14 protein-coding genes are annotated in these 12,130 nt (G+C 40.4%); all 14 read left to right on the forward strand.

Features of this window, described 5'->3' with window-relative positions; genetic code table 11:
- Positions 1–132 precede the first annotated feature (132 nt).
- A complete protein-coding gene (gene spx, locus ACLNCP_RS03505; protein ID WP_000591165.1) occupies positions 133–531 on the forward strand; it encodes a transcriptional regulator Spx in 399 nt (132 codons plus the stop codon).
- 60 nt (positions 532–591) lie between these two features.
- Positions 592–1,161: an SP0191 family lipoprotein gene (locus tag ACLNCP_RS03510; protein WP_424844034.1), complete on the forward strand. Its 570-nt coding sequence runs from the start codon at positions 592–594 to the stop codon at positions 1,159–1,161.
- An 86-nt stretch (positions 1,162–1,247) separates the two neighbouring features.
- Positions 1,248–1,514, forward strand: coding sequence for an IreB family regulatory phosphoprotein (locus ACLNCP_RS03515; RefSeq protein WP_000507059.1), 267 nt, complete (start codon positions 1,248–1,250; stop codon positions 1,512–1,514).
- Positions 1,515–1,517: 3 nt separating this feature from the next.
- Positions 1,518–1,937: a Holliday junction resolvase RuvX gene (gene ruvX / locus ACLNCP_RS03520; protein ID WP_004239076.1), complete on the forward strand. Its 420-nt coding sequence runs from the start codon at positions 1,518–1,520 to the stop codon at positions 1,935–1,937.
- A 15-nt stretch (positions 1,938–1,952) separates the two neighbouring features.
- Complete coding sequence (locus ACLNCP_RS03525; protein WP_000017620.1) at positions 1,953–2,258, forward strand: DUF1292 domain-containing protein; 306 nt, start codon at positions 1,953–1,955, stop codon at positions 2,256–2,258.
- A gap of 257 nt (positions 2,259–2,515) precedes the next feature.
- Positions 2,516–3,766 carry a folylpolyglutamate synthase/dihydrofolate synthase family protein gene (locus ACLNCP_RS03530; protein WP_424844035.1) on the forward strand — a complete coding sequence of 417 codons (1,251 nt, stop codon included), beginning with the start codon at positions 2,516–2,518 and terminating at the stop codon, positions 3,764–3,766.
- An 86-nt stretch (positions 3,767–3,852) separates the two neighbouring features.
- Positions 3,853–4,317: an SP_0198 family lipoprotein gene (locus tag ACLNCP_RS03535; protein WP_424844036.1), complete on the forward strand. Its 465-nt coding sequence runs from the start codon at positions 3,853–3,855 to the stop codon at positions 4,315–4,317.
- Between the two features lie 254 nt (positions 4,318–4,571).
- Positions 4,572–6,104 carry a cardiolipin synthase gene (cls, locus tag ACLNCP_RS03540; RefSeq protein ID WP_261022530.1) on the forward strand — a complete coding sequence of 511 codons (1,533 nt, stop codon included), beginning with the start codon at positions 4,572–4,574 and terminating at the stop codon, positions 6,102–6,104.
- Positions 6,105–6,358: 254 nt separating this feature from the next.
- Positions 6,359–7,912, forward strand: coding sequence for a damage-inducible protein CinA (locus ACLNCP_RS03545; RefSeq protein ID WP_424844037.1), 1,554 nt, complete (start codon positions 6,359–6,361; stop codon positions 7,910–7,912).
- Positions 7,913–8,031: 119 nt separating this feature from the next.
- Complete coding sequence (gene nrdD / locus ACLNCP_RS03550) at positions 8,032–10,239, forward strand: anaerobic ribonucleoside-triphosphate reductase (protein ID WP_261015114.1); 2,208 nt, start codon at positions 8,032–8,034, stop codon at positions 10,237–10,239.
- Between the two features lie 11 nt (positions 10,240–10,250).
- Entirely contained in the window at positions 10,251–10,391 is a 141-nt protein-coding gene (locus tag ACLNCP_RS03555; RefSeq protein ID WP_000521618.1) for a hypothetical protein, read from the forward strand.
- A gap of 43 nt (positions 10,392–10,434) precedes the next feature.
- Entirely contained in the window at positions 10,435–10,941 is a 507-nt protein-coding gene (locus ACLNCP_RS03560) for a GNAT family N-acetyltransferase (protein WP_173876636.1), read from the forward strand.
- Positions 10,934–11,524 (forward strand): anaerobic ribonucleoside-triphosphate reductase activating protein, encoded by a 591-nt coding sequence (gene nrdG, locus ACLNCP_RS03565; protein ID WP_424844038.1) that lies wholly within the window; start codon positions 10,934–10,936, stop codon positions 11,522–11,524. The genes ACLNCP_RS03560 and nrdG overlap by 8 nt, the downstream gene beginning before the upstream one ends.
- 254 nt (positions 11,525–11,778) lie before the next feature.
- The gene (rpsJ, locus tag ACLNCP_RS03570) at positions 11,779–12,087 is read left to right on the forward strand and encodes a 30S ribosomal protein S10 (protein ID WP_001284513.1); all 309 of its coding nucleotides are present in this window, start codon (positions 11,779–11,781) and stop codon (positions 12,085–12,087) included.
- The last annotated feature ends 43 nt before the right edge of the window (positions 12,088–12,130 follow it).

A 12,130-nucleotide genomic window follows, 5' to 3' on the forward strand; every position in this document is an offset into this window, starting at 1 on the left:
TCATTTTGTCAAGAAAAAAGTACGAAAATGACGAAAAAAGTCAAAAAAATTTAAAAATAGGTCGCAAGTCGGATGTTTTTTATGGTATAATAGACTAAACTGATAGTAACATGTAGCGAAAGGGGTAGGTACATGATTAAAATTTATACAGTCTCAAGTTGTACTAGCTGTAAAAAAGCAAAAACCTGGCTCAATGCCCACCAGTTAAGTTATAAAGAACAAAACCTTGGTAAAGAAGGAATTACGCGAGAAGAATTACTGGATATTCTGACAAAAACAGATAACGGAATAGCCAGCATCGTTTCGTCTAAAAATCGCTATGCCAAAGCCCTTGGAGTGGATATTGAAGATTTGAGTGTCAATGAAGTCCTCAATCTGATTATGGAAACACCGAGAATTTTAAAGAGCCCAATCCTTGTGGATGAAAAACGCCTGCAAGTTGGCTACAAGGAAGACGATATTCGTGCCTTCCTACCACGCTCTGTCCGTAATGTAGAAAATGCAGAAGCACGTTTGCGTGCAGCTCTATAAACATCAAGGCTGGGAGCAACTCCCAGTCTTATTTTAATTTCAAAAAGAAAGAAGAGAGAAATGAAAAAAATTGTTCTTGTTAGTCTAGCTTTCCTTTTTGTCCTGGTTGGTTGCGGACAGAAAAAAGAAACTGGACCGGCTACAAAAACAGAAAAGGATACGCTTCAGTCGGCATTGCCAGTTATTGAAAATGCCGAGAAGAATACAGTTGTAACCAAGACTTTGGTTTTGCCGAAATCAGATGATGGTAGCCAGCAAACCCAAACCATTACTTATAAAGACAAGACTTTTTTGACCTTAACGATTCAACAAAAGCGTCCAGTCTCAGATGAGTTGAAGACTTATATTGACCAACATGGAGTGGAAGAAACCCAAAAAGCTCTTCTCGAGGCGGAAGAGAAAGACGAATCCATCGTAGAAGCTCGTAAATTAGTAGGATTTAAGCTTGAAACTAAACTATTGAGTGCAACCGAACTTCAAACAACGACTAGTTTTGATTTTCAAGTTCTGGATGTCAAGAAGGCTTCTCAGTTGGAATATTTGAAGAACATTGGTTTAGAAAATCTCTTGAAGAATGAACCAAGCAAATATATTTCAGACCGATTGGCAAATGGTGCGACAGAACAATAGAAAATCCAAATAAATAGACTGCCTGAATTGTAGAACGTAAGGAATTATGCTATAATGGTACTATTCTAAGGAAAGAGGGTGTTAGAATGGGATTTACTGAAGAAACAGTACGTTTTAAATTGGACGATTCCAATAAAAAAGAAATTAGCGAAACTTTGACTGATGTCTATGCTTCGTTGAACGATAAGGGCTACAACCCAATTAACCAAATCGTAGGTTACGTATTGAGTGGAGACCCTGCCTACGTTCCTCGTTATAATAATGCACGAAATCAAATCCGTAAGTATGAGCGTGATGAAATCGTTGAGGAATTGGTCCGCTACTACCTTAAAGGACAAGGAGTCGATCTATAACCTATGAGAATTATGGGATTGGACGTCGGTTCAAAAACGGTAGGGGTGGCTATTAGCGATCCGCTTGGTTTTACAGCTCAAGGACTTGAAATCATCCAAATCAATGAGGAGCAAGGTCAATTTGGTTTTGACCGCGTTAAAGAGTTGGTTGATACTTACAAGGTGGAACGATTTGTAGTGGGCTTGCCTAAAAACATGAACAATACAAGTGGACCGCGTGTGGAAGCTAGTCAAGCCTACGGAGCCAAGCTAGAAGAGCTTTTTGGTTTACCAGTAGACTATCAAGATGAACGCTTGACAACAGTTGCGGCTGAACGCATGTTGATTGAACAAGCAGATATCAGTCGCAATAAGCGCAAGAAAGTCATTGATAAGTTAGCAGCTCAGCTGATTTTACAAAATTATTTAGATAGAAAATTTTAATACAAAGGAGAGGCTATGTCACACGATCATAACCACGACCACGAAGAACGTGAACTAATCACACTAGTAGATGAGCAAGGAAACGAAACCTTGTTTGAAATCCTTTTGACGATTGACGGGAAAGAAGAATTTGGTAAAAACTATGTTCTCCTAGTTCCAGTTAACGCAGAAGAAGACGAAGACGGACAAGTTGAAATCCAAGCTTACTCATTCATCGAAAACGAAGATGGAACAGAAGGCGAATTGCAACCAATCCCAGAAGACTCGGAAGACGAATGGAACATGATTGAAGAAGTCTTCAACAGCTTTATGGAGGAGTAAACACGTCCAGTGGACGTGTTTAGCCCTGCGCTAGAAATTAGAAACGCAGGCACATCCAGTGGATGTTTTTAGCCCAGCTCTTTGTAACAAGAGAGAGCTGGTAAGTCCGGGGGATGTTTTTAGCTCAAGTTAATATTCATAGTTGCTAGTGATTAGCTAACCAGGTAAGAGGTCGGGACGAAAATCCTGACCTCGTTTTTGTTAGTTATGAGACTTTATTGAGGTAGTTGATTGAACCTGTAATTAAGGAGATGTATATGTTTGAAGTAGAAGAATGGCTCTATAGTCGGATTGGTTTGAATTTTCGATCAGGTTTGAGCCGAATGCAACAAGCGGTGGATTTGTTGGGGAATCCCGAGAAGTCTTATCCTATTATCCACGTAACAGGAACTAATGGAAAAGGATCTACCATTGCTTTTATGAGGGAGTTATTTATGGGGCATGGCAAAAAAGTTGCGACTTTCACCTCCCCTCATATCGTCTCTATCAATGATCGAATCTGCATTAACGGGCAACCAATAGCTGATGCAGACTTCATCCGTTTGGCTAATAAGGTCAAGGAGATGGAGAAAACGCTCCTGCAAACCCATGACCAGTTGTCTTTTTTTGAATTGCTGACCTTGATTGCTTTTCTTTATTTTAGAGAGCAAGCGGTGGATTTGCTTTTACTAGAAGTGGGAATTGGTGGTTTACTAGACACGACCAATGTGGTAACTGGAGAGATTGCTGTCATCACTTCCATCGGACTTGATCATCAGGAGACTCTGGGTGACAGTATAGCAGCAATTGCAGAGCAGAAAGCTGGTATTTTTAAGGCTGGTAAAAAGGCAGTGATTGCTAAGTTGCCTTCAGAAGCTAGGCTTGTTTGTCAGAAAAAAGCAGACTCTTTAGCTGTTGACCTTTATCAGGCAGGTCAGGATTTTTCAATGCTGAATGGGGATTTTTCAAGCTCTTTGGCTAACCTTTCACAGTTGAAAATAGATTTAGAAGGAGCTTATCAGCAGGAAAATGCGGCCTTGGCGTTGCAAACGTTTCTTCTTTTTATGATGGAAGGAAAGGAAGTTGTTGATGAGCAGGTTGTAAGACAGGCTTTGGAGAAGACCCATTGGGCTGGTCGCTTGGAGCGTATTCGTCCTCAAATTTACTTGGACGGTGCTCATAACCTCCCTGCCTTGACTCGCTTGGTTGAATTTATTAAAGAAAAAGAGCAGGAAGGATATCGTCCTCAAATCCTATTTGGAGCCTTGAAACGGAAGGATTATCAAGGGATGTTGGCTTATCTGACTGAAAAATTGTCTCAGGTGGAACTCAAGGTGACGGGCTTTGACTATCAAGGTTCTTTGGATGATACAGATGTAACAGGTTACGATATAGTTCCTTCTTATCGAGAATTTATTAGCGATTTTGAAGCAAGAGCAGATGCCCAGGATTTGTTGTTCGTTACAGGGTCTCTCTATTTTATCTCAGAGGTACGGGGCTATCTACTGGGGCATGAGCAGATAAATTGACCTCCTTTTTTGAACTTGTTATACTAGGGAAACTACTAGTTAGAAGGAAAAAATTCTGTAAATTGGTAGCAGAAAGGAAATTCATCATGAAATTAAAAAGATTCACACTTTCTCTTGCTTCTCTAGCAAGTCTTAGTCTCTTAGTAGCTTGTTCACAAAGAGCTCAACAAGTTCAACAACCAGCAACTCAATCGCAAACTCAACAAACTCAACAATCACAAGCAACAGCTTCATCTTCTACAGAAAATAGCAACCAGGCAGCAACAAGTTCTTCACAAAATGCGCCTGAGGCTCAACCAACTAATATTGATGGAACTTATACTGGTCAGGACGAAGGAGACCGTATCACTTTAGTGGTGACTGGAACAACTGGTACCTGGACTCAGGTAGGAACTGACGGGGAACAAGAAATCAAACAGGTTAGTTTCGACGTTGCTAATCAACGCATGATTATTGGTGATGATGTCAAGATTTATGCAATCAATGGCAATCAGATGATTATCGACGATATGGATAGAGAAGCATCTGATCGCATTGTTTTATCAAAATAGACTAGAAGGAGACTGGATTTTTCGGTCTCTTTTGCTTTTGCTCAGAAAAATGATTATAAATACTTGCCTTCTACCGAATACCTGCGTTATACTAGTATTAATTACCTGTTTTTAGCATTCATACTCTTCGAAAATCTCTTCAAACAACGTCAGCTTCCATCTGCAACCTCAAAACAGTGTTTTGAGTAACCTGCGACTAGCTTCCTAGTTTGCTCTTTGCTTTTCATTGAGTATCAAAATATCAAGGAGGGGATATGAAATATAGAAAATTTCAATTATTGATGTCCAAGTATGGTTTTAGTCTTTCGATTATGTTACTTGAACTTTTTCTTGTTTTTGGTCTCTTTCTCTATTTAGGGCGGATGGCCCCTATTCTATGGATTATTCTCTTAATCTTTATGAGTATGGCGACTATCGTAGCGATTGTCAATCGTTCAATGGCGCCTGAAAGCAAAGTGATGTGGTTAGTGGTAACTTTTGTTCCTGTTATTGGTCCTTTGCTCTATCTGATGTTTGGTGAAAGGCGATTGTCCAAAAAAGAAATCAAACAGTTGGACAAACTTGGTTCCATGCATTTTCGGGAGGATAACAGTAAAGCTCTCCGCCAGAAATTGAAGGAAGATGATAAGGCGGCTTACGGAGTTATCAAATCTTTGCTAAGTATGGATAGCAATGCCGATGTATATGATCGAACAGATTCACAATTCTTTTCTTCGGGTGAAAGCATGTGGCAGCATATGTTGGAAGACCTTAAGAAAGCTGAGAAATTTATCTTTCTAGAGTACTATATTGTCGAAGAAGGTTTGATGTGGAATAGCATACTAGATATATTAGAGCAAAAGGCAGCTCAGGGTGTAGAGATCAAGATGCTCTATGATGATATCGGCTGTATGGCGACTTTACCCGGAGACTACACTATTCAGCTTCGTAGTCGAGGAATTGAAGCCCATAAGTTTAACAAGGTGATTCCTCGTTTGACGGTGGCTTACAACAATCGGGACCATCGTAAAATCCTTGTCATAGATGGTCAGGTAGCTTATACAGGAGGCATTAACTTAGCCGATGAGTACATCAATCATGTAGAACGTTTTGGCTATTGGAAGGATAGTGGGATTCGCATAGATGGCCCTGGTGTCAAGGCTCTAACCCGTCTTTTTTTGATGACTTGGTACATCAATCGTGGGGAAATCAGCGATTTTGACCAGTATCACCTGGAAAATCAGCCTTGTTCTGGCCAAGGGCTCTGCATTCCTTACGGTAGTGGACCCAAGCCCATCTTCCGTACTCAAGTAGGGAAAAAAGTTTATCAAAGTTTGATTAATCAGGCTACTGATTCAGTCTATATCACAACACCCTATTTGATTATTGACTATGATTTAACTGAGAGTATTAAAAATGCAGCCATGAGGGGTGTTGATGTCCGCATCGTGACTCCTTTCATTCCGGATAAAAAATTAATCCAGCTCATAACAAGAGGAGCCTATCCGGATCTTTTGTCAGCAGGAGTCAGGATTTTTGAGTATAGTCCAGGCTTTATCCACAGTAAACAAATCCTAGTGGACAAGGACTTTGCTGCAGTTGGAACGATTAATTTAGATTATAGAAGTTTGCTTCATCACTATGAAGATGCAGTTTTGCTATATAAAACGGCATCAATCACAGAGATTCAAAAAGATTTTCAGGAGATTTTTTCAGTATCTCAAGAAATTTTCCCTCATACGATAAAAAATAGCTGGTATCAAAAATTGATTAAGGAAATTGCCCAGTTATTTGCCCCAATCTTATAAGAAATCTAGGACTTAGGACACAACCCAGTCCTATTTTTCTTGCCTTTTACGAATAGAAAGATAGAGGGGGAATGATGCTGACTCAGAAAGAATTGGATTATATCATGTCATTTAAACAGACGCATTTACACCGATTTCGGGAAATTGAAACCTTTGTGAAACTATGCAAAAAATCACTCAAACAGCCATCGCAAGCTGACAATTTTAGGTCTTTTTGATATACTAAGACAGATAAATTGAATAGGAGAAACGACATGGCTGTATATGGCAGAATCGAAGAAGTATCCGAAACGATACAGAGTAATGAGATTGAAAATAGATTGGATAGGAACCTTGAATCTCATGTAGAAAAAGAAGAACAGGTAGCTTTTCCGTTTTTCAGACTCATCATTGGAAGTACGATTGCAACGGTTTTTTCTGTGGTGCTACCTTTACTTTTAGATATGGTAAGTCCCTCTCAGGCGCAGGATTTGTATATAGGGTGGGCTTTACATCAGGGAGGACAGCTTTACAGTAGCTATTATGCAAGTCACGGTCTTATTTATTACTTGCTACTTTATATTACCCAAGGAGGCATTCTTTTTGCCTTGGTAGAATGGCTAGCCCTCTTAGGAGGAGGTTACTTCCTCTTTTCTTCAACTGACTATCTGACGGGACAAAAGGAACAAGCCAAGCAACTCCTAACCATATTTTATATTTTGGTATCTGGTCTCGGTTTTGGAGGAGGATATGCAACGATTTTAGCTTTGCCATTTCTGTTTGCAGGATTTTCGTTCATAGCAGCTTATCTATCAAATCCTAACCATGACAAGGGATTTCTACGTCTGGGGTTCTTTTTGGGTCTATCATTTTTCATAGAGCCTATTACAAGTCTTCTCTTTACTGCAGTAGTAACGATTGGTTTATTTGTCTTTAATGTTGGGCATGGTCGCCTTGCTCATGGAGTTTATCAGTTTTTTGCAGCAGCACTTGGCTTTTCTCTCATCTTTTACCCAGTAGGATACTATGTTCTTGCTTCAGGTGGTTTTGGAGAAGCTATAGGGAGTCTTTTGTATCCGATTGATTCCCTTCAGGTCTTTACCAATCCCCAACTAATGGATAATGTTGTATTCTATGGTTTGTTGACCTTTGGTTTAGGAGCTCTCTTCCTTGTTTTTCTAGGTTTGTTCCAATCAAAGGCATCAAGATTATATGTTATTTCAGTACCAGCTAGTTTTGCTTTCATATTTGTATTAGCCTTGTTGCTTTTTTCTCAAGAACCTCTTCACGGTTCGTGTTTGATTCTAATCCTTCCATTTTTACTCCTTCTTTTGATGACCAGTATTCGTGGGAAACATTCAGCTAGAGGAGATCGTCGTCGGAGAAGAGAAGAAGCTCCTACTTTATGGAAAAAATTTATGAAGGGGAATCTCTACTTACCTATCCTAGTGGTGGTTTATCTGATTGCAATTCCTTTTGTGGCTCGTTTTGTTTTGCATCCAGCTTCTTATAGAGAACAACATCAAGTAGTAGACAGAGTCAAACAAGAGACGAGTGATGGTGACCAAATCTATATTTGGGATTCTCATGTTCAAATGTATAAAGAAAGTCAGCGTTTGGCTGGATCCATGTTCCCATCACCTCTTCTTTATACGAATACAGAAGAAAATAAAACTACCTTGATTCATGACTTGAAAGAAAACCAACCTAAGGTGATTGTGGTAAACGACAAGGTGGCTCTCTGGTCTGAGGCGGAGACACTCTTAAAAGAAAATTATCAACAAGTAAAGACTGATTATTCAGAGTTTAAAGTCTATAAAATCAAATAGCCAAATCAATATCTTGTGTATTTTTAAAAATTTTAGGATTTTTAACACAAGATATTGATTTTTATTTTTAGAGTGGTATAATACTTTTTAGAAAGAACATTTTAGAAACGAGCATGTATATGATTGCACTAGAAGAAAAAATTACAACTTTAGCAACCCTCTTCGTTGAAAAACGAGATGGGAGACGTGTTGCATTTGATGTGGACAAGATTGACAAGGCTATCCACAAGGCGGCAGACAAGGTTATGGATGTGACACCCTTGGTCGAAAAACGCCTAAATGCTTTGACCGAGCGAATTGTCACAGAAATTCATAGTCGCTTTCCACAGGGGGTTAAGATTTACGAAATTCAAAATATCGTAGAACATGAACTCCTTGAAGCCAAAGAATATGCGCTAGCTGAGGAGTATATCACTTATCGGACACAGAGGGATTTTGAGCGCTCAAAAGCGACAGATATTAACTTTAGTATCCATAAGCTTCTCAATAAAGATCAGGCAGTTGTCAATGAAAATGCTAATAAGGACAGTGATGTCTTTAATACCCAGCGTGATTTGACAGCAGGGATTGTTGGGAAATCAATCGGACTGCAAATGCTTCCTAAGCACGTAGCCAATGCCCACCAAAAGGGGGATATCCACTATCACGATTTGGACTACAGTCCTTATACCCCTATGACCAACTGCTGTTTGATTGATTTTAAAGGTATGTTGGAAAATGGTTTTAAGATTGGAAATGCAGAGGTAGAAAGTCCCAAGTCTATCCAGACTGCGACAGCTCAGATTTCCCAAATCATCGCCAACGTTGCTTCTAGCCAGTACGGTGGCTGTTCAGCTGACCGTATCGATGAAGTCTTGGCTCCTTACGCAGAGAAGAATTACCAAAAACACCTCAAAGATGCAGAAGAATGGGTCTTGCCTGAAAAACGGGAAGATTACGCTTGGAAGAAAACGCAAAAAGACATCTATGATGCCATGCAATCTCTTGAGTATGAAATCAATACTCTCTTCACTTCAAATGGGCAAACACCTTTTACTTCGCTCGGTTTTGGTCTGGGAACCAATCGTTTTGAGCGTGAAATTCAAAAAGCTATCTTGAACATCCGAATCAAGGGCCTTGGTTCAGAACATCGAACAGCTATCTTCCCTAAACTTATCTTCACGCTTAAAAGAGGACTCAACTTAGAGGAAGGGACACCCAACTACGACATCAAGCAGTTGGCTCTAGAGTGCGCAACCAAGCGGATGTATCCAGACGTCTTGTCTTATGATAAGATTGTTGACTTGACAGGTTCTTTCAAAGTTCCTATGGGTTGTCGTTCTTTCCTTCAAGGATGGAAAGACGAGAATGGCGTAGAAGTCAATTCAGGTCGGATGAATCTAGGCGTTGTGACGGTCAATCTTCCTCGCATCGCCCTCGAGTCTGATGGTGACATGAATAAGTTCTGGGAAATCTTCAACGAGCGTATGAATATCGCTGAAGATGCTCTTGTTTACCGTGTCGAACGCACTAAAGAGGCGACACCAGCCAATGCTCCTATCCTTTATCAGTACGGTGCTTTTGGCCATCGTCTAGGTAAAGAAGAAAGTGTTGACCAGCTCTTTAAGAATCGTCGGGCAACAGTTTCGCTGGGCTATATCGGTTTGTATGAAGTAGCGACTGTTTTCTTTGGTAACAGCTGGGAAAGCAATCCAGATGCTAAGGAATTCACGCTAGACATCATTCGCGATATGAAACGCCGTGTAGAAGAGTGGTCTGACCAATATGGCTATCATTTCTCTATCTACTCAACACCATCTGAAAGTTTGACAGATCGTTTCTGCCGACTAGATACAGACAAGTTTGGCTCTATTCCTGATATTACAGACAAGGAATACTACACCAATTCTTTCCACTACGATGTTCGTAAAAATCCAACACCGTTTGAAAAATTGGACTTTGAGAAAGTCTATCCAGAAGCAGGTGCGTCAGGTGGTTTCATTCATTACTGTGAGTATCCAGTCCTTCAGCAAAATCCAAAGGCCTTGGAAGCTGTCTGGGACTATGCCTATGACCGTGTCGGCTATCTAGGGACCAATACACCAATTGACCGTTGCTACAAGTGTGACTTTGAAGGGGATTTTGAACCAACTGAGAGAGGATTTGCTTGTCCAAACTGTGGCAATAGCGACCCTAAAACAGTAGATGTGGTCAAACGAACTTGTGGCTACCTAGGTAATCCTCAAGCGCGTCCGATGGTTAATGGACGTCACAAGGAAATCGCTGCGCGTGTCAAACATATGAATGGTTCAACGATTAAAATAGCTGGCCATCAAGTAACAAATTAGAAAGAACTGAAATGGGAAAATATCAATTAGATGATAAGGGACGTGCACAAGTGACCCGTTATCACGAGAAACACTCTAAAGGTGGAGCTGGTAAGAAAGAACGTTTGCTCAACCTCAGAGAACAATTTTTAAACAAGAACAAGAAAAAATAAAAGTGAGAGTCAACTCTCGCTTTTCTCTTAGTGGGAGGTAAGGATGGAACTACGCAGACCAAGATTAGCAGATAAAGAAACAGTTTTAGAGATGATGGCAGAGTTTGAAAAGAGCCAATCAGCCCATGACGGAGGATTTTGGGATACAGAGAACTTTGTGTATGAAGAGTGGTTGGAAAGCAATCAGAATCAGGAAATGGGAATTAAGCTGCCTGAAGGGTGGGTTCCCGCAATTCAGTTAGTAGCTTTTTCTGTGAAAGATAGAGCAATTGGATTTCTTAATCTCCGGTTGCGCCTCAGTAACTTTCTACTAGAAGAAGGTGGCCACATTGGCTACTCCATTCGTCCATCAGAAAGAGGCAAGGGTTATGCTAAGGAAACTCTCCGTCAGGGCTTGCAAGTTGCTAAGGAAAAGAATATCAAGAGAACTCTTGTGACCTGTAGCGTAAATAATCCTGCTAGCAGAGCAGTCATTTTAGCAAATGGTGGGCTCCTTGAGGATGTTCGTAATGGTGTGGAGCGTTATTGGATAGAGGTAGTGAATGAATAATCCTAAACCACAAGAATGGAAAAGCGAAGAACTCAGTCAAGGGCGGATTATTGATTACAAGGCCTTTAACTTTGTAGATGGAGAGGGTGTGCGTAACTCTCTCTATGTATCAGGCTGCATGTTTCACTGCGAGGGATGTTATAATGTAGCGACTTGGTCTTTCAAGGCAGGAATTCCCTATACAGCAGAATTAGAAGAACAGATTATGGCAGATCTTGCTCAACCCTATGTTCAAGGCTTGACTTTGCTGGGAGGGGAGCCTTTTCTCAATACTGGGATTCTTTTGCCACTCGTTAAGCGGATTCGGAAGGAATTGCCAGACAAGGACATCTGGTCTTGGACCGGCTATACATGGGAAGAAATGATGTTGGAGACACAAGATAAAATGGAACTCTTATCACTGATTGACATTCTGGTTGATGGCCGATACGATCGAACTAAGAGAAATCTCATGCTCCAGTTTCGAGGTTCGTCCAATCAACGAATTATCGATGTACAAAAATCCCTCAAAAGTGGGCAAGTAGTGATTTGGGACAAGCTTAATGACGGAAAAGAAAGCTATGAACAGGTGAAGAGAGAGTAACTTTCTTCTATAAAGAATAGTTAAATAAATGACCTATAAAAAAGAAAACAGTTTCATTGTAAAAAAACGAAAAAACAGCAACAAATCCCTTGCAATCGCAGGGGCTTTGTGTTATTCTATTATGGTGCTGTAAATTACAGCCTTAGCTTTGATGCAAGAGGTTGCGACACGCTCGGTTGCATTGCCACGCAACACCGCGTCGGTTTTCTTGTGGAGCTAGCCTATTATCTTAAATAGACGAAAAGGAGAAAAAGATGGCAAACAAAAAAATCCGTATCCGTTTGAAAGCTTACGAACACCGTACGCTTGACACAGCGGCTGCAAAAATCGTAGAATCAGCTACTCGTACAGGTGCACAAGTTGCGGGTCCAATCCCACTTCCAACTGAACGTAGCCTCTACACAATCATTCGTGCGACTCACAAATATAAAGACTCTCGCGAACAATTTGAAATGCGTACACACAAACGTTTGATCGATATCGTTAACCCAACTCAAAAAACAGTTGATGCTTTGATGAAATTGGATCTTCCAAGTGGTGTAAACGTAGAAATCAAACTTTAATCTAAAGCTTGATACCTTGAGCATAAAAAACGCTCGTTAAAAA

It is taken from the genome of Streptococcus sp. CL6.35 (assembly GCF_049737915.1).
Taxonomy (GTDB): Bacteria; Bacillota; Bacilli; order Lactobacillales; family Streptococcaceae; genus Streptococcus.

Excerpts from the sequence above, each read along its gene's own strand:
- ACLNCP_RS03535 (WP_424844036.1), top strand. The coding sequence starts at position 3,853 with ATGAAATTAAAAAGATTCACACTTTCTCTTGCTTCTCTAGCAAGTCTT.
- nrdG (WP_424844038.1), top strand. The coding sequence starts at position 10,934 with ATGAATAATCCTAAACCACAAGAATGGAAAAGCGAAGAACTCAGTCAA.
- nrdD (WP_261015114.1), top strand. The coding sequence starts at position 8,032 with ATGATTGCACTAGAAGAAAAAATTACAACTTTAGCAACCCTCTTCGTT.
- ACLNCP_RS03545 (WP_424844037.1), top strand. The coding sequence starts at position 6,359 with ATGGCTGTATATGGCAGAATCGAAGAAGTATCCGAAACGATACAGAGT.
- spx (WP_000591165.1), top strand. The coding sequence starts at position 133 with ATGATTAAAATTTATACAGTCTCAAGTTGTACTAGCTGTAAAAAAGCA.
- ruvX (WP_004239076.1), top strand. The coding sequence starts at position 1,518 with ATGAGAATTATGGGATTGGACGTCGGTTCAAAAACGGTAGGGGTGGCT.
- ACLNCP_RS03560 (WP_173876636.1), top strand. The coding sequence starts at position 10,435 with ATGGAACTACGCAGACCAAGATTAGCAGATAAAGAAACAGTTTTAGAG.
- ACLNCP_RS03530 (WP_424844035.1), top strand. The coding sequence starts at position 2,516 with ATGTTTGAAGTAGAAGAATGGCTCTATAGTCGGATTGGTTTGAATTTT.
- cls (WP_261022530.1), top strand. The coding sequence starts at position 4,572 with ATGAAATATAGAAAATTTCAATTATTGATGTCCAAGTATGGTTTTAGT.
- ACLNCP_RS03525 (WP_000017620.1), top strand. The coding sequence starts at position 1,953 with ATGTCACACGATCATAACCACGACCACGAAGAACGTGAACTAATCACA.
- ACLNCP_RS03555 (WP_000521618.1), top strand. The coding sequence starts at position 10,251 with ATGGGAAAATATCAATTAGATGATAAGGGACGTGCACAAGTGACCCGT.
- rpsJ (WP_001284513.1), top strand. The coding sequence starts at position 11,779 with ATGGCAAACAAAAAAATCCGTATCCGTTTGAAAGCTTACGAACACCGT.
- ACLNCP_RS03510 (WP_424844034.1), top strand. The coding sequence starts at position 592 with ATGAAAAAAATTGTTCTTGTTAGTCTAGCTTTCCTTTTTGTCCTGGTT.
- ACLNCP_RS03515 (WP_000507059.1), top strand. The coding sequence starts at position 1,248 with ATGGGATTTACTGAAGAAACAGTACGTTTTAAATTGGACGATTCCAAT.